The 21,453-nt window shown below is 56.5% G+C and carries 22 protein-coding genes; 13 read left to right on the forward strand and 9 right to left on the reverse strand.

Annotation, left to right across the window (positions count from 1 at the left end; genetic code table 11):
• A partial coding sequence (gene betC / locus JWR17_RS09045; protein ID WP_299830431.1) for a choline-sulfatase occupies nucleotides 1-801 on the reverse strand: 801 nt, incomplete at its 3' end.
• A 114-nt stretch (nucleotides 802-915) separates the two neighbouring features.
• Between betC and JWR17_RS09050 the strand changes: the two genes are divergently transcribed.
• Together JWR17_RS09050 and JWR17_RS09055 are read left to right on the forward strand one after the other, a co-directional pair.
• On the forward strand, nucleotides 916-1,866 hold the full coding sequence (locus tag JWR17_RS09050; RefSeq protein ID WP_299830433.1) for a LysR family transcriptional regulator: 951 nt from the start codon (nucleotides 916-918) through the stop codon (nucleotides 1,864-1,866).
• A 230-nt stretch (nucleotides 1,867-2,096) separates the two neighbouring features.
• On the forward strand, nucleotides 2,097-4,019 hold the full coding sequence (locus JWR17_RS09055) for a methyl-accepting chemotaxis protein (protein ID WP_299830435.1): 1,923 nt from the start codon (nucleotides 2,097-2,099) through the stop codon (nucleotides 4,017-4,019).
• Between the two features lie 128 nt (nucleotides 4,020-4,147).
• Here the strand turns inward: JWR17_RS09055 and JWR17_RS09060 are convergent, their stop codons facing one another.
• The 3 genes from JWR17_RS09060 to trpB form a co-directional block, all read right to left on the reverse strand.
• Nucleotides 4,148-4,582, reverse strand: a complete 435-nt coding sequence (locus JWR17_RS09060) for an anti-virulence regulator CigR family protein (protein ID WP_299830437.1) — start codon at nucleotides 4,580-4,582, stop codon at nucleotides 4,148-4,150.
• A gap of 115 nt (nucleotides 4,583-4,697) precedes the next feature.
• Nucleotides 4,698-5,516 carry a tryptophan synthase subunit alpha gene (gene trpA / locus JWR17_RS09065; protein WP_299830438.1) on the reverse strand — a complete coding sequence of 273 codons (819 nt, stop codon included), beginning with the start codon at nucleotides 5,514-5,516 and terminating at the stop codon, nucleotides 4,698-4,700.
• On the reverse strand, nucleotides 5,513-6,742 hold the full coding sequence (trpB, locus tag JWR17_RS09070) for a tryptophan synthase subunit beta (RefSeq protein ID WP_299830440.1): 1,230 nt from the start codon (nucleotides 6,740-6,742) through the stop codon (nucleotides 5,513-5,515). Before trpB ends, trpA begins: the two co-directional genes overlap by 4 nt.
• 124 nt (nucleotides 6,743-6,866) lie before the next feature.
• Between trpB and JWR17_RS09075 the strand changes: the two genes are divergently transcribed.
• The gene (locus tag JWR17_RS09075) at nucleotides 6,867-7,766 is read left to right on the forward strand and encodes a LysR family transcriptional regulator (RefSeq protein WP_299830442.1); all 900 of its coding nucleotides are present in this window, start codon (nucleotides 6,867-6,869) and stop codon (nucleotides 7,764-7,766) included.
• Between the two features lies 1 nt (nucleotide 7,767).
• Here JWR17_RS09075 and JWR17_RS09080 read toward each other — a convergent pair whose 3' ends face one another.
• The gene (locus JWR17_RS09080) at nucleotides 7,768-8,091 is read right to left on the reverse strand and encodes a DUF883 family protein (RefSeq protein ID WP_299830444.1); all 324 of its coding nucleotides are present in this window, start codon (nucleotides 8,089-8,091) and stop codon (nucleotides 7,768-7,770) included.
• 153 nt (nucleotides 8,092-8,244) lie between these two features.
• Here JWR17_RS09080 and JWR17_RS09085 point away from each other — a divergent pair, with 153 nt between their 5' ends.
• Together JWR17_RS09085 and JWR17_RS09090 are read left to right on the forward strand one after the other, a co-directional pair.
• Nucleotides 8,245-8,460 carry a dodecin gene (locus JWR17_RS09085; RefSeq protein ID WP_299830446.1) on the forward strand — a complete coding sequence of 72 codons (216 nt, stop codon included), beginning with the start codon at nucleotides 8,245-8,247 and terminating at the stop codon, nucleotides 8,458-8,460.
• Between the two features lie 136 nt (nucleotides 8,461-8,596).
• Nucleotides 8,597-8,821 (forward strand): DUF1161 domain-containing protein, encoded by a 225-nt coding sequence (locus JWR17_RS09090; RefSeq protein ID WP_299830447.1) that lies wholly within the window; start codon nucleotides 8,597-8,599, stop codon nucleotides 8,819-8,821.
• Between the two features lie 64 nt (nucleotides 8,822-8,885).
• Here JWR17_RS09090 and JWR17_RS09095 read toward each other — a convergent pair whose 3' ends face one another.
• Nucleotides 8,886-9,887 (reverse strand): LLM class flavin-dependent oxidoreductase, encoded by a 1,002-nt coding sequence (locus JWR17_RS09095; RefSeq protein ID WP_299830449.1) that lies wholly within the window; start codon nucleotides 9,885-9,887, stop codon nucleotides 8,886-8,888.
• 235 nt (nucleotides 9,888-10,122) lie between these two features.
• Here JWR17_RS09095 and JWR17_RS09100 point away from each other — a divergent pair, with 235 nt between their 5' ends.
• Entirely contained in the window at nucleotides 10,123-10,554 is a 432-nt protein-coding gene (locus JWR17_RS09100) for an OsmC family protein (protein WP_299830450.1), read from the forward strand.
• A 124-nt stretch (nucleotides 10,555-10,678) separates the two neighbouring features.
• On the forward strand, nucleotides 10,679-10,912 hold the full coding sequence (locus JWR17_RS09105; RefSeq protein WP_299830451.1) for a DUF1161 domain-containing protein: 234 nt from the start codon (nucleotides 10,679-10,681) through the stop codon (nucleotides 10,910-10,912).
• Here the strand turns inward: JWR17_RS09105 and JWR17_RS09110 are convergent, their stop codons facing one another.
• Nucleotides 10,913-11,326 (reverse strand): hypothetical protein, encoded by a 414-nt coding sequence (locus JWR17_RS09110; protein ID WP_299830452.1) that lies wholly within the window; start codon nucleotides 11,324-11,326, stop codon nucleotides 10,913-10,915.
• Nucleotides 11,327-11,422: 96 nt separating this feature from the next.
• Here JWR17_RS09110 and JWR17_RS09115 point away from each other — a divergent pair, with 96 nt between their 5' ends.
• Complete coding sequence (locus JWR17_RS09115) at nucleotides 11,423-12,481, forward strand: aminopeptidase (protein WP_299830453.1); 1,059 nt, start codon at nucleotides 11,423-11,425, stop codon at nucleotides 12,479-12,481.
• Between the two features lie 38 nt (nucleotides 12,482-12,519).
• Here JWR17_RS09115 and JWR17_RS09120 read toward each other — a convergent pair whose 3' ends face one another.
• Both JWR17_RS09120 and JWR17_RS09125 read right to left on the reverse strand, forming a co-directional pair.
• Nucleotides 12,520-13,170 carry an HAD family hydrolase gene (locus JWR17_RS09120; RefSeq protein WP_299830455.1) on the reverse strand — a complete coding sequence of 217 codons (651 nt, stop codon included), beginning with the start codon at nucleotides 13,168-13,170 and terminating at the stop codon, nucleotides 12,520-12,522.
• 974 nt (nucleotides 13,171-14,144) lie between these two features.
• Complete coding sequence (locus JWR17_RS09125; protein WP_299830456.1) at nucleotides 14,145-14,684, reverse strand: gamma carbonic anhydrase family protein; 540 nt, start codon at nucleotides 14,682-14,684, stop codon at nucleotides 14,145-14,147.
• A 67-nt stretch (nucleotides 14,685-14,751) separates the two neighbouring features.
• Here JWR17_RS09125 and prlC point away from each other — a divergent pair, with 67 nt between their 5' ends.
• The 5 genes from prlC to JWR17_RS09150 all read left to right on the forward strand — a co-directional run bounded on the left by prlC (nucleotide 14,752) and on the right by JWR17_RS09150 (nucleotide 21,413).
• Nucleotides 14,752-16,839 carry an oligopeptidase A gene (gene prlC / locus JWR17_RS09130; RefSeq protein WP_299830458.1) on the forward strand — a complete coding sequence of 696 codons (2,088 nt, stop codon included), beginning with the start codon at nucleotides 14,752-14,754 and terminating at the stop codon, nucleotides 16,837-16,839.
• Nucleotides 16,836-17,123 (forward strand): YheV family putative zinc ribbon protein, encoded by a 288-nt coding sequence (locus tag JWR17_RS09135; protein WP_299830460.1) that lies wholly within the window; start codon nucleotides 16,836-16,838, stop codon nucleotides 17,121-17,123. The genes prlC and JWR17_RS09135 overlap by 4 nt, the downstream gene beginning before the upstream one ends.
• A gap of 445 nt (nucleotides 17,124-17,568) precedes the next feature.
• Nucleotides 17,569-18,315: a gluconate 2-dehydrogenase subunit 3 family protein gene (locus JWR17_RS09140; protein WP_299830462.1), complete on the forward strand. Its 747-nt coding sequence runs from the start codon at nucleotides 17,569-17,571 to the stop codon at nucleotides 18,313-18,315.
• A gap of 2 nt (nucleotides 18,316-18,317) precedes the next feature.
• Nucleotides 18,318-20,093 (forward strand): GMC family oxidoreductase, encoded by a 1,776-nt coding sequence (locus JWR17_RS09145; protein ID WP_299830463.1) that lies wholly within the window; start codon nucleotides 18,318-18,320, stop codon nucleotides 20,091-20,093.
• 12 nt (nucleotides 20,094-20,105) lie between these two features.
• On the forward strand, nucleotides 20,106-21,413 hold the full coding sequence (locus JWR17_RS09150; RefSeq protein WP_299830465.1) for a cytochrome c: 1,308 nt from the start codon (nucleotides 20,106-20,108) through the stop codon (nucleotides 21,411-21,413).
• The last annotated feature ends 40 nt before the right edge of the window (nucleotides 21,414-21,453 follow it).

A 21,453-nucleotide genomic window follows, 5' to 3' on the forward strand; every position in this document is an offset into this window, starting at 1 on the left:
GCCGACGTTGCTGTCGATGTAGCTGCAGGCGCCGAAATAGGCGCGTCGCGCGTCGCGAATCTTATCCACAGGCATGGGCTTGTCCCAGAGGTCATAGACCTTGAGCAAGCGTTTCGAATGCGGATCCAGCGCGTCCTGATCGGCGTGGGCCGGTGGCAGTGGGATGTCCTGGTCGGCGTACAAGTCCCAGAACGGTTTTGGAATGGTGTACGGGTCGTGCGGGTGAGTCATGGACACCGTGAGACAGAACGGCGCGTCGCCGTCTTCGCGAACATAATCGAATAAGTACTGCTGAGCCTTGAACACCACCTCCTCGTCGAAATCCAGCTGGTTGGTGCGCACGCACGGCCCGGCTTGCAGCACCGACGACATGTTGTGGTACCAGCTTGGGCGCACGTCCGGTTCATCCCAATTTACGGCCCAACCGTAGTCAGCTGGGTAGATGTCACTGGTCAGGCGTTCTTCGTAGCCATGCAGCTGGTCCGGGCCGCAGAAGTGCATTTTTCCGGACAACGCAGTCTTGTAGCCGAGACGGCGCAGGTAGTGGGCGTAAGTCGGTACGTCGGCGGGGAAATCAGCCGCGTTGTCGTAGGCGCCAATCTTGCTCGGGAGCTGACCGCTGACCAGGGTAAAACGCGACGGAGCACACAGCGGGCTGTTGCAATAAGCAGCGTCAAACACCACGCCTTCAGCGGCGAGGCGACTCAAATTGGGCATCTTGATGGCAGAGGGAGCGTAGAAAGGCAGCATCGGCGCGGCCATCTGATCGGCCATGATGAAAAGAATGTTCTTGCGCTTCATGTATTCGCGGCATTCCATTGTGAAAATTTATGCGAGAGTGCTGTGCTTGAGGATGGGACCCACGGGGATGTGGGTAAAGCCCATGTGAAACAATACCTAGGATAAGCCCAGCTTATGTATGAAGCCCTTGGTGGGATGTCGTTGGACATATTGCGAGCGTTTGAAGCGGCCGCCCGACACCGCAGCTTCACCGCTGCTGCCGTTGAACTGGGCACCACTCAGCCTGCCGTCAGCCAGCAGATCAAACGTCTTGAAGAGCAACTGGCGACGCGATTGTTCGACCGGATCTACCGCGGTATTGAATTGACGGATGCCGGTGAAGTGCTGTTCAGCTATGTGCAGTCGGGCATGCAGTCAATCGACGGTGGCTTGAATGCGGTCACTGCCCAGCGCCAGCATGAGGTGTTGCAGGTGGCCACCGACTTTGCATTCGCAGCGTACTGGCTGATGCCGCGCCTGCATCGTTTTCACAAAGCCAACCCGGACGTGGACGTTAGCTTGGTCACCAGCGAGCGCAGCCATAACATGCTGCGGGCTGATGTGGACGTTGCGGTGCTGTTCGGTGATGGGCGTTTCAAGCAGGGTGAAAGCCGCTGGTTGTTCAGCGAAGAAGTGTTCCCGGTGTGCAGCCCGCAATTGGTCGCGGGCAGGACATTGCCGCTACCTAGCGACGTTTTGCTGGACCTTCCGCTGCTGCATTTGCGCGGCGAGGGCAGCAGCAATTGGTTCGACTGGAGCGGGGTCTTCCGTGAGCTCAATCTGCGCCAGGCCCCGGCGCCTGGTCAGCTGCGCTTCGATAACTACACGTTGCTGATCCAGGCCGCAATCGCCGGCCAAGGCGTGGCCATTGGCTGGCGGCATTTGGTGGATGCGTTGTTGGAGCAAAATCTACTCTGTCGCCCCATCGCCGACACCGCCCTCTCGGCCTGCGGTTATTACGTCGTCCTGCCGCAACGCAAACGCCGAGTACAGTTGGTGCAGCAGTTTGTCGATTGGTTGGCGACCGAACAGGCACAGAGCGGCGATTTATTGGCCGGACGGCCGTTGCCGTCGATTGCGGTTTAAAAGCTGGATGCACTCCAGTGTTTAATAGTTAGCTTGGTATTAGGTGAATATAAAAAATCACGTCAGAAGCTGTATTTAAGCTCTGCATCTTACAGTTACAAATTTTTCCACCGGCAACGATTCAGCGAACCAGCCTTTGGCCGATAGCGCTAAGCGAACAGATTTTGCTGGTGTAACAAAAATAATCCTCCAGCCAACTGATTAAGAAATACAAGTCCCGGGAGGATATGATGAACAAATGGTTTGCGAATATCAGCGTCAACATGAAGTTGGTGCTGGGGTTTGGTTTAGTGCTCGCTCTGACTGCCGTCCTGGCTCTGACTAGTTGGAGCAGCTTGGGTAAGCTGATTGATCGTGGCAACTGGACGGGTGAGATCATGGCGATCAACAACCAGTTGACCAAAGTTCGCGTGACTCGCCTGCAATATATGGTGGCTGATGGCGACGACGCCGTGGCGCAGACCGTTCAGGTCGCCGTCGATGAATTTAAACGTCTGCAGAGTTCCGTACTGGATCATTTCAAAAGTCCTGAAAACGTGAAGCTGCTCAAGCAGTTGCGTGACGTGACGAGCGACTATGAACGCTCGCTAAACAAGATGCGCAGCGGCTACCGGACCAGCATTGCATTGCGCGCCGAGATGGAAGTGAATGCAGAAAAGGCCGTTGGGCTGATCGCCGCAATCAACGACCAGGTGCAGCAGGCCGACCCCAGTAGCGAACAGCGTTTTGCCCAATCCCAATCCATCGCCAAGGCCAAAGAAGACCTGATGATGGTGCGTTACGAAATGCGTGGTTATACCGCCAATCCCACGGCAGATACCGAAAAGACCGCCCTGCGTCAGATCGAGACGGCCATCAGCGGTCTTGAGTCGCTCAAGGCCTCGTTCGGCGAAAGCCAAGCCGACCGACTCAAGCAGCTGGAAACAGCACTGCTGAACTACCGCAACTCTGTTGTGGGTTACAAGGCAGCCATTAGCGACCTTATTGGTTCACGAAAGGAAATGACGGAGCAGGGCCAAGCCATCGTCAAGCTGACCGATGGTCTTTACACCATTCAAATCACTCGGCGTGATGCCGAAAGTGCCCAAGCCAGCACTTTGCAAATCGTCTGTACGCTGCTCGCTTTGATTTTCGGGGCGCTGGCGGCAATGGTCATTACGCGCCAGATCACCCGGCCCTTGCAGCAAACGATGGAAGTGGTTGAGCGAATAGCGTCCGGCGACCTGTCGCATAACATGGTCATCACCCGTCGCGACGAGTTAGGTGTGTTGCAGCAGGGTATTCAGCGCATGGGTGCTACCTTGCGCGACCTGATTGGCGGGATCCGTGAGGGCGTCACGCAGATTTCCGGTGCCGCAAAAGAGTTGTCGGCGGTTACCGAGCAGACCAGCGCCGGGGTCAACAGCCAGAAGGTTGAAACCGACCAGGTAGCCACCGCGATGCATGAGATGTCGGCCACGGTCCACGAAGTTGCGCGCAATGCCGAGCAGGCCTCGCAAGCGGCGACTAACGCGGATAATGAAGCCCGCGCGGGTGACAAAGTGGTGGGAGAGGCGATTGCCCAGATCGAGAAACTGGCCATCGAAGTGGTGCGTTCGGCAGATGCCATGAGTGTTCTCGAGCAAGACAGCGGCAAAATCGGCAAGGTTATGGACGTCATCAAAGCGGTGGCCGAGCAGACCAACTTGTTGGCCCTCAACGCTGCCATCGAAGCCGCTCGTGCGGGTGATGCTGGACGCGGGTTTGCAGTGGTCGCTGATGAGGTTCGCGGCCTGGCGCAGCGAACTCAGAAATCCACCGAGGAAATCGAAACGTTGATCGGCGCGTTGCAAAACGGCACACGCCAGGTGTCGGCCATTATGCTCAGCAGTCGCGAACTAACCGACAACAGCGTGGCGCTGACGCGCAAGGCAGGGACGTCACTGGGAAGCATCACTCGAACGGTGTCCGGTATCCAGTCCATGAATCTACAAATCGCCGCTGCGGCCGAGCAGCAAAGCGCGGTGGCCGATGAAATCAGTCGCAGTATTCTCAACGTGCGCGACGTTTCGGAACAAACCGCTGCCGCCAGTGAAGAAACGGCTGCTTCCAGTGTCGAACTCGCCCGCTTAGGCAATCAGCTACAGATGATGGTCAGTCATTTCCGCCTGTAACCGATACTGCCTCGGGTCAGGCCTGCCAGGCGAATATCCTTAAACCCGCGCTGATGCGTAAAGCTTCTGACGATAATCTGTAGGAGCTGCGCGACGGGCGACCCCTACAGTGGATTTTTGTCAGCAGATCAGTTCAGTACGCCGCTAAGAATGGTGTAGACAACACCAGTGGTAACCGCGACGAGTACCGCGTCTGGCCCTACACGACGCCATTCATAGCCGTCATAACGCGGCAATTGTTGAAGGGCGCGTGGGTCCATTTCATCGCCGTAGCCGCGTGGCAGAGGACGGCCGCGCACCAGGTGCATATTCGACGGCAGTGGACGGCCACGGGTGAAATACTCGTGGTGGTCGTGAAAGGTCTGGCGCTCATGGTCGAAGTTCTGCGGCGGATGACCGCCTGGTCCACGATTATCGTGATGATCGTCTTGATGATTGTCTTGATGATTGTCGCCTCCACGTCCTTGATCGTGCTGATCGCGATCATCGGCGTGCAACAGCGGACTGGCGCTAATGATCATCATGATCCCCAGACCTGCAAGTAAACGGGTTGGCAATTTCATTTCTACTTCCTCAGAATGCGGTCAACAAAAAAGGGTTCACAGCCTCGGCCATGAACCCCTTTTGCTTGTAACTTAGTGTGTCAGCTTCGATATAAATTCCGCGTCAGCGCAATCTTTACTCTTTATTGACACGGGCGCCGCGCACGCCTTCCGCCAACGCCGAACACAGGCTCAATACATCGTCGATGGCTTCGCTTGGCGAAGCGGCGGTTACGATTTTGTCCACCAGTGCCGAACCGACTACGACGCCGTCTGCCAGCCGGGCGATGGCCGCCGCTTGTTCCGGGGTGCGGATACCGAAGCCAACGCTGATCGGCAAATCGGTATGTCGGCGCAAGCGCTCAATCGCGTGTTTGACCTGGTCCGAGGTGGCCGAACCGGCACCGGTCACACCGGCCACCGATACGTAATAAACGAAGCCTGAGCTGCGCTCCAGGACTGTTGGCAGGCGCGCGTCATCAGTGGTTGGTGTGGTCAGGCGAATGAAGTCGATACCGGCGGCCTGTGCAGGTGTCGCCAACTCGGCGTCGTGCTCGGGCGGCAAGTCAACGATGATCAAGCCATCCACGCCGACCTGCTGTGCCTGGGCAACAAAAGCCTCGACGCCAAAACGATGGATCGGGTTGTAGTAACCCATCAGTACAATTGGCGTGGTTTGGTTATCGACACGGAATTCGCGAACCATGTTCAGAGTTTTCGCCAAGGTTTGCCCGGCGTCCAATGCGCGCAACGTCGCCAACTGAATGGCCACACCGTCCGCCATTGGATCAGTAAAGGGCATACCCAACTCAATGACGTCTGCCCCGGCTGCCGGCAGGCCCTTGAGGATGGCCAGCGAGGTGTCATAGCCTGGATCGCCCGCAGTAATAAAGGTCACCAAAGCAGCGCGGCCTTCGGTTTTCAGCTCGGCGAAACGTTGTTCGAGGCGGCTCATACCAATTGCTCCTGAGTCTTGTCTGCGGCGGCCATGTGGCTCATCACGGTTTGCATGTCTTTATCACCGCGTCCCGAAAGGCAAACCACCATCAGATGATCATCGCGCAAATTGGTGGCGCGCTTCATGGCTTCGGCCAAGGCGTGAGCGGTTTCCAGCGCCGGGATGATGCCTTCCAGCAGGCAGCAATGATGGAACGCTTCGAGGGCTTCTTCATCGGTGATGCTGACGTATTCGACGCGCTTCATTTCGTGCAGGTAAGCGTGCTCCGGGCCGATGCCTGGGTAGTCGAGACCGGCAGAAATGGAGTGGGCGTCGGTGATCTGACCGTCCGCGTCTTGCAGCAGATACGTGCGGTTGCCGTGGAGGACGCCAGGAACGCCGCCGTTCAGGCTGGCGGCATGCTTGTCGGTATGAACCCCGTGACCGCCCGCTTCAACGCCGATGATCTCAACGCTGGCGTCATCCAGGAACGGATGGAACAAGCCCATGGCGTTGGAGCCGCCGCCGACACAAGCAATCAGGCTGTCGGGCAGACGGCCTTCTTTTTCTTGCAGCTGCTCTTTGGTTTCTTTACCGATGATTGATTGGAAATCGCGGACCATGGACGGATACGGGTGCGGGCCAGCCACGGTACCGATCAAGTAGAACGTGTCGTCGACGTTGGTGACCCAATCGCGCAGGGCTTCGTTCATTGCGTCTTTCAGGGTGCCAGTGCCGGATGTCACGGGGACAATTTCAGCACCCAGCAGCTTCATGCGGAACACGTTGGCCTGTTGGCGCTCGATGTCGGTAGCGCCCATGTAGATCACGCATGGCAAACCGAAACGAGCCGCGACAGTCGCGGTCGCCACGCCGTGCATTCCGGCGCCGGTTTCGGCGATCAGGCGTTTTTTGCCCATGCGCTTAGCGAGCAATACCTGGCCGATGCAGTTGTTGATTTTGTGCGCGCCGGTGTGGTTCAGCTCTTCGCGTTTGAAATATATCTTCGCGCCGCCGCAATATTCGGTCAGGCGTTCGGCGAAATACAGTGGGTTTGGACGGCCCACATAGTCACGCTGGAAATAGGCCAGTTGCTCGATGAATTCAGGATCAATCTTGGCGGCTTCGTATTCGCGATCCAGGTCGAGCACCAGCGGCATCAGGGTTTCGGCGACGTAGCGGCCGCCGAATGAGCCGAACAGGCCGTTGGCATCAGCGCCTTTGCGGAAATTGGTCTGGGTCATGGGACCTCCGAGTGATGTGCAGAAAAGGGTTAGCCGTTTTGGCAATGAGCCCACTTTAACCAGCGCCAACGCCGATGAAAACCGATAAGATCGGCACAACCTGTCAGAAAAACTCACAGATACCATGAGCCGCGATCTTCCTCCTCTCAATGCCTTGCGCGCCTTCGAAGCGGCCGCCCGCTTGAACAGCGTTAGTCAGGCTGCCGAACAGCTGCACGTTACTCACGGTGCCGTGAGTCGCCAGCTTAAAGTCCTTGAAGAACATTTGGGGCTGGCGCTGTTCGTCAAGGACGGACGCGGCGTTAAACTCACAGATGCTGGGGTGCGCTTGCGTGATGCCAGCGGCGAAGCCTTCGAACGGTTGCGCAACGTCTGTGCTGAGTTAACCCAAAGTAGCGCAGACGCGCCGTTCGTACTGGGCTGTTCAGGAAGCTTGCTGGCGCGCTGGTTTATTCCGCGTCTCGGACGGTTGAATGCTGAATTACCGGATTTGCGCCTGCATCTATCGGCTGGCGAAGGCGATCTTGACCCTCGTCGTCCCGGCCTCGATGCCTTATTGATTTTCGCTGAGCCGCCTTGGCCAGCTGACATGCACGTCTATGAGCTGGCCAGCGAACGGATTGGCCCGGTTCTCAGTCCACGCTTCGCCCATTTCGAACAGTTGCGCCAAGCGCCTGCGCAGGCCTTGATCGGGGAGGCCCTGTTGCAGACCACCTCAAGGTTGCAAGCCTGGCCCATCTGGGCGCGACAAAATGGTATCGAGCCAGATTCGCTGCGGTACGGACAGGGGTTCGAGCATTTGTATTATTTACTGGAGGCTGCAGTTGCCGGATTGGGCATCGCGATTGCGCCGGAGCCCTTGGTGGCGGACGACCTACGCGCCGGACGCCTGGCCGCGCCGTGGGGTTTCAGCGAAACTCCGGCGCGGCTGGCGCTGTGGGTCCCGAAACGCGCCGCAGATGGACGCGCACAGCAATTGGCGCAATGGTTGAAGGCCGAGCTGGAGCGGGGAGTAAAGAACTGAATCAGTCGCGCTTGAACAACAGGTAGGCGGCCAAAATGCCCATCGCACCCACCGCAACGCCGGCGGTGGTCCAAGGATGTTCTTGTGCGTAATCCCGAGTCGCAAGACCGGTTTCGCGGGTTTTATCTTTGACGTCTGCGTACACGTCGCTGAGCAGGCTGCGGGAATGACTCAGCGCGCTTTCAGCGTTGGCTTTGAGATTCTTCAGGGTTTTGCGCGACTCGTCCGAGGTATCGGACTTAAGACTCTCAAGGGATTTGAGAAGGCTTTCGATCTCGGCTTCCATGCTTTGCAACGAGGCTTTACGTAGGGAAGTGCTAGCCATGGTGGCTCTCCTGCATTGATGAGTGGCGTGTGTTGTTTCCGACTGCGGGGTTTCAGGAAAGTGCAGTGGTGCCTGAACTTTTCAAAAGTTTTTGCCCACACAGTAAGGAGCAAATCTGCTGCTACGCTCTTACGACACCTTTGGAGAACTGCCATGACTGATCACCATACGTATAAAAAGGTCGAGCTGGTTGGCTCGTCATCCACGACGATTGAAGATGCGATCAATAACGCTATAACTGAGGCTGGCAAAACCATCAAGCACCTCGAATGGTTCGAAGTCCTTGAGACCCGCGGCCATATTGAGGGTGGCAAGGTTGCCCACTACCAGGTCACGTTGAATGTAGGCTTCCGCATCGCCAACAGCTGATCATGCTGAACTTTTGCACTGGCCGACTGCCATAATTTCCGCTACACACAGTGAACCCGCTATCGCGTAATCGTTGGCGTGGTTAATGACCTGGGTTGCGTTCCAGCATGGTTAACCTAACGAAGGAGTGTGACCGATGAAGAAGTTTGTGTTGGCGATAGCGCTGTTGAGCATTGCGGGTACCGCGATGGCTGCTGGCAAGTCCTGCGATGATTTGAAGTCGGAAATCGACGCGAAAATCAAAGCTAAAGGCGCCAGCGGTTACAGCTTGGATGTCGTTGAAAAAGGCAGTGCGGCCGGGGCGAAAGTTGTCGGCACCTGTGATGCGGGAAGCAAAGAGATTGTCTATAAGCGCGGCTGACGCTTAGGGCTTAAAAAAACCGACGCACATGGCGTCGGTTTTTTTTATGCAGGATTAATCAACATCAGCCCAACACCGTCTGCGCTAGAAGCTCGTACGAGCGCAATCGGTCTGCATGTTCGTACATGTCGCAGGTGAAAATCAGTTCATCTGCCTGAGTCTGCTCCACCAGCACCTCAAGCTTGGCGCGGATTTTCAGCGGGCTGCCGACCATTGCCAGGCCCAGGAAGTCCGCAACAGCTTCGCGTTCGTGGGGCAGCCACAGGCCGTCCATGGTTTTCACCGGTGGTTTCTGAACCAGGCTTTGGCCGCGCATCAACGACAGAATCCGTTGATAGAGCGACGTCGCCAGGAAGTCAGCATGCTCATCGGTGTCCGCAGCTACCAGCGGCACGCCCAGCATCACGTAGGGCTCGTCCAAATAAATCGACGGTTCGAAATGATTGCGGTAAACCCGAATCGCCTCGTGCATGTAACGCGGCGCGAAATGCGAAGCGAAGGCATACGGAAGACCACGCATCCCCGCCAGTTGAGCGCTGAACAGGCTCGAACCTAACAACCAGACCGGAACATTGGTGCCCGTACCGGGAACAGCGATCACCTTTTGATCAGGTGTACGGGGGCCGAGGTAGCGCAGTAATTCTTCAACGTCGTCAGGGAAATCGTCGGCACTGCCCGAGCGCTCGCGGCGCAGTGCGCGGGCGGTCATCTGATCCGAACCCGGCGCGCGGCCAAGTCCCAGATCGATCCGCCCTGGATAAAGGCTGGCGAGGGTGCCGAATTGTTCTGCGATCACCAAAGGGGCGTGGTTCGGCAGCATGACGCCACCGGCTCCGACGCGAATCGTCGAGGTGCCGCCGGCCAGATACGCGAGTAACACTGATGTCGCCGAGCTGGCGATCCCGTCCATGTTGTGGTGTTCAGCCACCCAAAATCGGTTATAGCCGAGTCTCTCGACATGTTGCGCCAAATCCAGCGAATTTCGCAGGGATTGAGCCGGACCGGCATCCTGGCGCACAGGCACTAGATCAAGGGTGGATATTTTGACATCTGCTAAACGTTTCATAAGCCACTGATAGCCTCTGGAGTGTGTCGTGCAGGCCTGGCCCAAACATCCAACGATGACCGAAACCCACGAGAACTGTACTGAAAATATGGGCGTATTTCCGCGTTTCAATAGCAGAGCCAGAAATATCCTACTGAAATGGTCGGACTTCCCCTACGGTTGAACTTGTAACGAATACACGGCTCACTACTCTGTCATCGTGCGAACCCTCTTGCACGCATCATGAGGAGATACCATGAGCATCGTTAAAAAAGCGTCGGCCCATTGGGAAGGCGACCTGAAAAGCGGTATTGGCAGCATCTCCACCGAAACCCGCGTACTCGACAAAGCCCCGTACGGTTTCAAGGCGCGCTTTGAAGGTGGCAAAGGCACGAACCCGGAAGAATTGATTGGTGCGGCCCATGCAGGCTGCTTCTCCATGGCACTGTCGATGATTCTCGAAGGCGCTGGCCTGAAAGCGGACAGCATCGACACCGAAGCTGCTGTCACGTTGGAACAGTCGGCTGGCGGCTTTGATATTACCGCTGTCCACCTGACCTTGAAGGCGAAAATTCCTAACGCCACCCAAGAGCAATTCGACGACCTGACCAAAAAAGCCAAAGAAGGCTGCCCGGTTTCCAAGGTGTTGAACGCTAACATTACGCTGGACGCTACATTGCTTAGCTAATCGAGTGATGACACACCCGTGCGGCCATTGTTTGCGCGGGTTTTTTATCGTTTTGTTCTTGCCCAACCCGCTGTAGATCAGTGGATTTCGCAGTACTCTGTGCGCTCAATCGAAGGAATCGAGTATGAAACGCATCGTTTTAGCCGTTATCTGCACTGCATTTGCCGCAAGCGCCCTGGCGGCACCGAAACCTTGCGAAGAACTCAAGGATGAAATCGAAGCCCAAATCCAGGCAAAAAACGTGACGTCCTACACGCTGGAAATTGTTTCTAACGAGGAAGTACACGACCAGAATATGGTCGTCGGCACCTGTGAGAACGGCACCCGCAAAATTATTTATCAGCGTAACGATAAATAGCTAAATACAGGTTACTTCACGGTCTTGCGCCACCATCTGGTGTTGTGCGTTATACAAGCGGCCACTGATGGTGACGCCTGCGTTGCGTGCCTCGAGGCGATAATGTTGCCCCGGTGCGAAATTGTCGTAGTGCACGACGATGTAGCACGTGCGGTCGTTTACATCATCAAAACCAGTGAAACCGAGGCCGTTGGTGTCGTAGTCGAACCGCACCTGCAACTCATGGCTTCCCGGTTGCACCTGGAAATAACGGCCGTCGTCCCAGCGTTTGCCGTCGAGCTTGTCGGCCATAACCAGATTGCCGGTGTAGGTAAACATTTCGACCCACGCCTGCTGAGGGTCTACCGGCGGTATCGGTGGAATTGCGCACCCTGCAAGGATTAACAAAGCGGTGATCAACAGTGGCTGACGCATGGAGGGCTCCGAGATCGAACAGATGACGATGATAGTTGCGTCTGGGGGGCGGTGTCCGGCATAACGCAGCTTAAATTAAGACACTTAGGCCAAGGCATGATTCGACACGACCTCTTGTTTCTTCGCCCTTGTATGGCTTTGCTGGCGGTTCTACTGACCAGCGGCTGCTCCAGTCTTGATTACTACGGTCAGCTCGCCGGTGGCCAATTGCGGTTGTTACACGCTCGGAAGCCAGTAGCGACGATTATCGCCGACCCTACCAGTGACCCTCAGTTGCGTGATCACCTGGTCAAATCACAACAAGCCCGTGAGTTTGCCAGCAGCCATCTGCACTTGCCTGACAACCGCAGCTATCGCCTGTACGTGGATATCGACCGGCCATATGTGGTCTGGAATGTATTCGCCACCGATGAATTTTCTCTGGACGCGGTCAGTCAGTGCTTTCCCGTCGCCGGCTGCGTTGCCTATCGAGGCTATTACAACCCGAGCGATGCTCGTGGCGAGGCGGCGCTGCAGCGACTGTCCGGAAAAGATGTTTATCTAAGTGGCGTCGAAACCTATTCGACCCTGGGTTGGTTCGACGATCCGATTATCAGCTCAATGCTGCACTGGGGCGATGAGCGGCTGGCGGCATTGATCTTTCACGAACTGGCCCATCAGCTGTTTTATGTGAAGGACGATTCTGAATTCAACGAGTCCTACGCCAATTTCGTCGAGCAGGAAGGCGGCCGTCAATGGCGTGTCGCGCGCGGCTTGGCGCCCGAAAAAGAAGCGGATTCAAAACAGCGTAATCAATTTACCCAATTGGTGCTGGATGCTCGGGAACGCTTGAAAAAACTTTACGCGTTGCCGTTGCCCGCCGAAGAGATGCGCGAACGCAAGGCGGCGGAATTCGAGCGGCTGCGCAGCGATTATCGGCAATTGCGCGACAGCGAGTGGGCGGGCGATAAGCGCTACGACCCCTGGATTAACGCGCCGATGAACAACGCCAAGCTGTTGCCCTTTGGTCTCTACGACCAATGGGTCCCCGCCTTTGCTGCGTTGTATAAACAGGTCAACGGTGATTGGCCAGCGTTCTACGGAGAGGTGAAAAGATTGGGTGGGTTGCCCATAGAACAGCGCAAAGCGGCGTTGCGTATATTGATGAGCAACTGAAGGGCCATTCTGTAGGATCGATGGAATTGATGGTTTACTCAACCCATCAAAAACGCCCCATGCAACTCGGCCAACGTTGCAAAGTGGTATGTCGGCAACTCCGCAGCCAATTCTTCATAACTACCAAACCCATAACCCACCGCCGCCACATCCAGACCGTTGCGCTTGGCGCCAATCAGGTCGTGTTTGCGGTCGCCGATCATTAGTGTCTGCCTGGGGTCCAGGCCCTCTTCGCTCACCAGGTGTCGGATCAACTCCACTTTATCGGTCCGTGTGCCATCGAGTTCACTGCCGTAGATCACTTTGAAGTGCTTGGCGAAATCAAAATGCCGAGCAATTTCCCGGGCGAATTCCCACGGCTTTGAAGTGGCTATGTAAAGCTGCCGATCCTGACTGGCGAGGGTTTCCAGCAAATCGAAAACACCATCGAACACCAGGTTTTCATACAGCCCGGTGACCTTGAAGCGCTCGCGATAAAACCCCACCGCTTCCCAGGCTTTGGCTTCATCGAAGGCATAAAACTGCATGAACGCTTGCAGCAACGGTGGGCCGATAAAATGTTCAAGCTTGCTCAGGTCTGGCTCATTTATGCCTAAACGGCCCAAGGCAAACTGGATTGAGCGAGTAATACCCTCACGCGGGTCGGTCAAGGTGCCGTCGAGGTCGAACAAAATTGTTTTGTAATGCATGGGAATCCTACAAATTGCCGGTGGGAAGTATGATGCGGCACCCACTAGAGTCGCCATTGCACAATGGTGACATGCGTAAAGGGCCAAGTCAGCGTTACACAGCGCTGGATGTCAGTGAGCTGACATTGACGCCCAACTGGTTATAGAATGATCAATACGAGCAATCCCAGGAGATAGCTCTGTCTGATAAACCCCCAGCAGTTAGTAGCCCTCCGCGCCAGCCTTCGCATGCGAAGCTGGAGAGCGGATGCGCGATTTTGCTATAAAACTGAAATCTAATCGCGGCGAAGCAAAGGCTTTCGGTGAAAAAACAGGCGTTTATGATGAAGCCGGTGAACTCACGGCTGCTTACCGGTAGATGTATCGCGAGCTCCCGTCATTCGTTCTTGGCTTTCACGGCTGTGACCGAGAAGTGGGTGAGGCGGTGCTTGCAGGTGAGCACCTGGAACCAAGCCTCAATAATTGGGACTGGCTGGGTGGCGGCTCTACTTTTGGGAAAACAGCCCTCACAGAGCACTCAGCTATGCCGAGATGCTGATGAATCTCACCAAACAGACCAAGGGTACGATTAAAAACCCCTTCGTTGTTGGTGCTGTGATTCACCTCGGGCAGTGTCTGAACCCTCACCGATGAAGGGGCGTTATTCGAGCTGCGCGGCGCTTATGACATTCTGGCCGCTACGGTTGACAACCCAGCCATGTTGCCAAAAACGTTTCTGGTTATCCAAATGACGTTGATGAAATCAAGCGTCATCTTGACTGTGCGGTATTCGAGAACCTGCACGCTTGGCGTGAAAGCACCGGGGTCGAGGGATATGACTCGGTCAGATCACCATTTCAAGAGGGAAGGCTCCTCTACCCCGGCGGCGGTTTTCATGAGAAAACCCACATCCAGATCTGTGTGCGTGACCCGATTTGCATTAAAGGATTTTTCGGCCTCGCGATGAAAACGGCAATGTCTTCCAGAAGTAAGCCTCATATCTGGCCTTCAGCCAAATGCTGATCCTTTAGCTTCACGTAATTTCCAGCGGTGTAGCTAAAAAACGCACGCTCTTTATCCGTTAGGGCGCGCACTTGTTTGACCGGGCTGCCGACGTACAAAAAGCCACTCGCCAGGCGCTTACCCGGCGGCACCAGGCTGCCTGCGCCGATGATCACATCGTCTTCAACCACGGCGCCGTCCATGACGATGCTGCCCATGCCGATCAAAATGCGGTTGCCCACCGAACAACCGTGCAGCATGACTTTATGCGCGATGGTCACTTCGTCGCCAATCAGCAACGGAAAACCGTCCGGGTTGAATGGGCCGGCGTGGGTGATGTGCAGCACGCAGCCGTCCTGAACGCTGGTGCGGGCGCCGATACGGATGCGGTGCATGTCGCCGCGAATCACCGTTAACGGCCACACCGAACTGTCGGCACCGATCTCGACATCGCCGATCACTACAGCGGATCGGTCGACGAAAGCGCGCTCGGCAAGCAGCGGTGTATGGCCCTGAAACGGTCGAATAGTCACGATAGCGTGCCTCTTTAAGAATGATAGATGGGTCAGAGTGCTGCGGTCGGCGTCGATTGTAATTAAGATGAACCGGTGTTTCTTTCAGCCAAGGTGCTTAACCGTGAGCGCGAACAACCCTCTTTTACAAGCGTATGACCTGCCACCGTTCTCTGCGATTCGCGCCGAGCACGTTAAACCGGCCATTGAACAGATTCTTGCCGACAACCGTAACGCGATTGCCGAGATCCTCGTCACCCAAGGCAAACAGCCCACTTGGGCCGGGCTGATTCTAGCAATGGACGAGCTCAACGACCGCCTGGGCGCCGCCTGGAGCCCGGTGAGCCATTTGAACGCCGTGTGCAACAGCCCTGAATTGCGTGAGGCTTACGAGTCTTGCTTGCCAGCCTTGAGCGCCTATTCTACCGAGATGGGCCAGAACCGTGCGTTGTTCCAGGCCTTCGAAGCGTTGGCCAATGGCCCGGAAGCGGCGGGCTTCGACGTAGCGCAAAAAACTATTCTGGAACATTCGCTGCGTGACTTCCGTCTGTCGGGCATTGATTTACCGCCGGAGCAGCAAGTGCGCTATGCCGAAGTGCAGAGCAAGTTGTCCGAGCTAGGCAGCCACTTCTCGAATCAATTACTCGACGCGACCCAAGCCTGGACCAAGCACGTTACTGACGAAGCGGCGCTTGCCGGTTTGACCGATTCGGCCAAAGCGCAAATGGCTGCTGCGGCCAAGGCAAAGGACCTCGATGGCTACCTGATTACCTTGGAATTTCCGAGCTACTTTGCGGTGATGACTTACGCTGAAGACCGTGCCCTGCGTGAGGAGTTATATGCGGCGTATTGCACTCGTGCGTCAGACCAAGGCCCGAATGCCGGCAAGAACGACAACGGCCCGGTCATGGAACAGATTCTTGATTTGCGCCGTGAACTGGCCCAGTTGCTCGGTTTCGCCAGTTTCTCCGAACTGAGCCTGGCGACCAAAATGGCTGAGTCCAGCGACCAGGTCTTGAGTTTCCTTCGTGACCTGGCCAAGCGCAGTAAACCGTTTGCGGTCCAGGATCTGCAGCAGCTCAAGGCCTACGCGGCAGAACAAGGTTGCGACGACCTGCAAAGCTGGGACAGTGGTTTTTATGGCGAAAAACTTCGTGAGCAGCGTTACAGCGTTTCTCAAGAAGCTCTTCGGGCCTACTTTCCCATCGATAACGTGCTGAGCGGCCTGTTCGCCATCGTGCAGCGTCTCTACGGAATCGAAATCGCCGAGCAGAAAGGCTTCGACACCTGGCACCCGGACGTTCGTTTGTTCGAAATCAAAGAGAACGGCCAGCACGTCGGACGCTTCTTCTTCGACCTGTACGCTCGTGCCAATAAACGTGGCGGCGCCTGGATGGACGGTGCGCGTGATCGTCGCCGTACGGCCGAAGGTCAATTACAAAGCCCGGTGGCAAACCTGGTGTGCAACTTCACTCCCGCAGTCGGCGGCAAACCTGCGCTGCTGACCCACGACGAGGTGACCACGCTGTTTCATGAGTTCGGTCATGGTCTGCACCATTTATTGACCCGCGTTGAGCATGCAGGCGTGTCCGGCATAAACGGCGTGGCATGGGATGCGGTGGAGTTACCGAGCCAGTTCATGGAGAATTGGTGCTGGGAGCCCGAAGGTCTAGCGCTCATCTCCGCGCATTACGAGACCGGCGAAGCACTGCCCCAGGACTTGCTGGAAAAAATGCTCGCTGCGAAAAACTTCCAGTCCGGGCTAATGATGGTTCGTCAGCTGGAATTCTCGCTGTTCGACTTCGAGCTGCACGCGACCCACGGCGATGGCCGCACCGTCGCACAAGTGCTGGAGAACATTCGCGACGAAGTGTCGGTGATGCGTCCGCCCGCCTACAACCGCTTCCCCAACAGCTTCGCGCACATTTTTGCTGGTGGCTACGCCGCGGGTTACTACAGCTATAAGTGGGCTGAGGTGTTGTCTGCCGATGCGTTCTCGAAGTTCGAGGAAGACGGGGTGTTCAATGCCGAAACCGGCCGCGCATTCCGCAACGCCATCCTCGCACGTGGCGGTTCACAGGCGCCGATGGTGCTGTTCGTCGACTTCCGCGGACGTGAGCCTTCGATTGACGCACTGTTGCGCCATTCAGGCCTGAGTGAGGAAGCGGCAGCATGACCGATACACCCGTCACGATTACTAAAAGACGCTTTATCGCCGGGGCTGTTTGCCCGGCGTGCAGCGAGCCGGACAAGTTGATGATGTGGAATGAGAACGACGTGCCTCACCGCGAATGCGTGAGCTGTGGTTACTCCGATACACTCAACGAACAAGGCTTGTCCGTGCCTAAGGAATTGGGCACGCGGGTTAATACAGCTCCGGTTAAAGTGGCTGATCCAAAGGTGCAGGGTGTGCAGTTTTTCCCTAACCCCAAGCTGAAAAAACCGCTTAATCCGAGCTAGCTGGAACGTCCGCGTCACGCCTTTCCTCTTAGGGATCAATTCGCCCCACAGATGTTTTCAAATCTGTGGGGGATTTCCCGACCCTTCTGATCGCTCGTACCCTGAGCCAACGTGTCGGCGAAAGGATTGTTGCGACCTATCAGGTACACCGCCTCGCGAACTCGTTCGCTCCTACCGAGGGACCGGCGTAGTCGCGTTCATTTTTTGCGCCCATCAACAGTGAAACAAACGCTGATACCGGTTTCATTCGTCGAATTGATCTGTTTATTTGATGATGAATCGTTTTTTCTTAATGATAGCCTGCTAACCTTTGTAACTGATGTTTGCTGGCGTAATCAGTAATTGAGGCCATAACGCCTCGTCTGTGCGACCGGAACAGCCCCGAAGAAAAAGTTAAGCCGTTCTCGAGCGGCTCCTTAACCGTGCTCGCAAGATGAGGTCTTTCATGTCTGAACAAGACAACCCCCGGCGTGAGTTCCTGCGCAAAACCCTGACGTTGATTCCGGTCGTGACCGTCGCCAGCGCCGGATTTGGTTTAGGCAGCCGCGTGGTGATGGCGCAGCCTGCGGCCGTGTCCACGGCCACGCCACCACCGGTGGCTCCGCCGAGCAATGTGGTGTACGAACCCACCTATTTCACCGCCGAAGAGTGGGTTTTTATCAAGGCAGCAGTTGCCCGTTTGATCCCTGCGGACGAGCAAGGGCCCGGCGCTCTCGAAGCCGGCGCGCCGGAATACATTGACCGTCAGATGAGCACGCCCTACGCCAGCGGTGCGTTGTGGTTCATGCAAGGACCGTTCGTGGCCGACGCTGCGCCCGAAATGGGCTGGCAGAGCAAGTTAGTGCCTAAGGAAATCTACCGCTTGGGCATCGCCGCCTGCGACGCTTGGTGCAAGCAGCAGCAAGGCAAGACGTTCGCTGAACTAAGCACGGCGGCTCAGGATGAAACGCTCAGGCAGCTTGAAGCGGGCAAGGCGGCATTCGATACCGTACCGCCGAGCATGTTTTTCAACTTGCTGGTGCAAAACACCAAAGAAGGCTTTTTCTGCGACCCCATCCACGGCGGCAATAAAGGCCTGGTCGGTTGGACCATGGTCGGATTCCCCGGCGCCCGCGCCGACTTCATGGACTGGGTAGAGCGCAACGAGCCCTATCCCTTTCCAGCAGTATCCATTCGCGGCGAGAGAGCTTGAGCATGGCAACCGTAATGAAGAAGGTCGATGCAGTCATCATCGGCTTCGGCTGGACCGGCGCCATCATGGCCAAGGAACTCACCGAGGCGGGTCTCAATGTCGTGGCGCTGGAACGCGGGCCGATGCAGGACACCTATCCAGACGGCAATTACCCACAAGTGATCGACGAACTGACCTACAGCGTGCGCAAGAAGCTGTTTCAGGACATCTCCAAAGAAACCGTGACCATCCGCCACAGCGTCAATGATGTGGCCCTGCCTAATCGTCAGCTTGGCGCGTTCTTGCCGGGCAACGGGGTGGGCGGCGCGGGTTTGCACTGGTCGGGCGTGCATTTTCGGGTCGATCCGATTGAGTTGCGCATGCGCAGCCATTACGAAGAGCGCTATGGCAAAAGTTTTATCCCCAAGGACATGACCATTCAGGATTTCGGGGTCAGCTATGAAGAGCTGGAACCCCACTTCGACTTCGCCGAAAAAGTATTCGGCACGTCTGGGCAGGCGTTTACCGTCAAGGGCCAGCATGTCGGGCCGGGCAATCCCTATGCGCCTGATCGCTCCGATCATTTCCCGCTGGTGCCACAGAAAAGAACCTACTCCGCGCAACTGTTTCATGCGGCTGCCGGCGCGGTTGGCTACAAACCATACGATTTGCCGTCAGCCAATACCTCCGGGCCTTATACCAACCCGTACGGCGCGCAGATGGGGCCGTGTAATTTTTGCGGATTTTGCAGCGGCTACGTCTGCTACATGTATTCCAAAGCGTCGCCCAACGTGAATATTCTACCGGCGCTCAAACAGGTGCCGACCTTCGAGCTCCGCGCTAATGCCCACGTGCTGCGGATCAACCTCGACAGCAGCAAGACCAAAGCCACCGGGGTGACTTATGTCGATGCCCAAGGCCGGGAGCTGGAGCAACCCGCGGACCTGGTTATTCTGGGCTCTTTCCAGTTCAACAACGTACGAATGTTGCTGTTGTCCGGTATTGGCAAGCCGTATAACCCGATAACGGGCGAAGGAGTAGTCGGCAAAAACTTCGCTTACCAGAACATGGCGACCATCAAGGCGTTCTTCGACAAGGACGTATACACCAACAACTTCATTGGTGCCGGTGGCGCAGGCGTGGCGATAGACGACTTTAACGCCGATAACTTCGACCATGGGCCCCATGGTTTCGTTGGCGGTTCACCGATGTGGGTCAACCAGGCCGGCAGCCGGCCGATTGCCGGTACGTCCAACCCACCGGGCACTCCAGCTTGGGGCAGTGCCTGGAAGCGTACCACTGCTGACTTTTACTCGCATCAAGTGTCGATGGACGCCCACGGCGCACATCAATCGTACCGAGGAAATTACCTCGATCTTGATCCGACGTATCGCGACTCTTACGGTCAGCCATTGTTACGCATGACCTTCGACTGGCAAGAGAACGACATCAAGATGAACCAGTTCATGGTCTCGAAGTTGACCAAAGTTGCCGAAGCCATGAACCCTAAAACCATTGCCCAGCTGGGCAAAAAGGTCGGTGATCACTTTAATACGGCGGCGTACCAGACGACTCACCTCAACGGCGGCGCGATCATGGGCACCGACCCGAAAACCAGTGTGATCAATCGCTATCTGCAGTGTTGGGACGTGCATAACGTGTTTGTGCCTGGCGCGTCCGCTTTCCCACAGGGCTTGGGCTACAACCCCACAGGTCTAGTCGCCGCCCTGACCTATTGGTCGGCCAAGGCCATCCGTGAACAGTACCTGAAGAACCCTGGCCCGCTGGTTCAGGCTTAAGGAGCGATGATCATGAAAAGTCTGTTTATCGCGACCTTGGTCGTGTGTTTCGGCACACCGGTTTTTGCTGCTGACGACTCAGATGCGGCGCTGATCAAACAAGGTGAATACCTGGCGCGCGCCGGTGACTGCGTGGCCTGCCACACGGCCAAGGGTGGCAAGCCGTTCGCCGGTGGCCTACCCATGGAAACACCCATCGGCACTATTTATTCGACCAATATCACTCCGGATAAAACCGGCATTGGCGAATACAGCTTTGCGGATTTCGACAAAGCGGTACGCCACGGGGTTTCAAAAGCGGGCAGCACGCTGTACCCAGCCATGCCCTACCCGTCCTATGCACGGGTAAAAGAAGACGATATGCATGCGCTTTACGCGTACTTCATGAGAGGCGTCGTACCGGTGGTGCAGGACAACAAAGAGGTGGATATTCCATGGCCGTTGAGCATGCGCTGGCCGTTGACCGGATGGCGCTGGATGTTCGCGCCGGCGGTCGAGGATTATCAGGCCCCTGCTGCACAGGATGCCGTGGTCAGTCGTGGCGCTTACTTGGTCGAAGGCCTTGGGCACTGCGGCGCATGCCACACCCCCCGCGCCATCAGCATGCAGGAGAAAGCCCTCCGCGCGAGTGAAGGTTCAGCGTACTTGTCTGGCAGCGCGCCGTTGGAAGGCTGGATTGCAAAAAGCCTGCGCGGCGACCACAAAGACGGCTTGGGCAGTTGGTCGGAAGGCCAGTTGGTGCAATTTCTCAAGACCGGTCGTAGTGATCACAGCGCCGTGTTTGGTGGCATGACCGACGTGGTCGTGCACAGCATGCAGTACATGAGCGACGAAGATCTGACGGCTATTGCTCGGTACTTGAAATCCCTGCCCGCGAACGATCCCAACGATAAACCACAGACGTCTGACGAAACGGTCGCCAAAGCCTTATGGAAAGGTGACGACAGCAAAGCGGGGGCTGCGGTGTATGTCGATAACTGCTCAGCGTGCCACCGTACCGACGGTCAGGGTTATACCCGAGTGTTCCCGGCGCTGGCCGGCAACCCGGTAGTGCAGTCTGAAGACGCGGCGTCGTTGATAAATCTCGTCCTTAAAGGCGGCACGTTGGCGGCCACCCACACGGCACCGTCAGACTTTACGATGCCCGCCTTTGCCTGGCGACTGTCCAACCAACAAGTGGCGGATGTAGTGAATTTTATTCGCACCAGTTGGGGCAATCAGGCTGGAATGGTAAAAGTGGGGGACATCGAAAAGCAGCGTAAGGATGATTTGAAAACGACGTCAAGCGATGACCTGGGGCAGGTCACGCAGCACAACTAGCATTGACGTTAAATGCGGCCCGAGCAGCGGGCCGCATTTT

Origin of the sequence: Pseudomonas sp. (assembly GCF_028293835.1) — a bacterium.
Lineage (GTDB): Bacteria > Pseudomonadota > Gammaproteobacteria > Pseudomonadales > Pseudomonadaceae > Aquipseudomonas.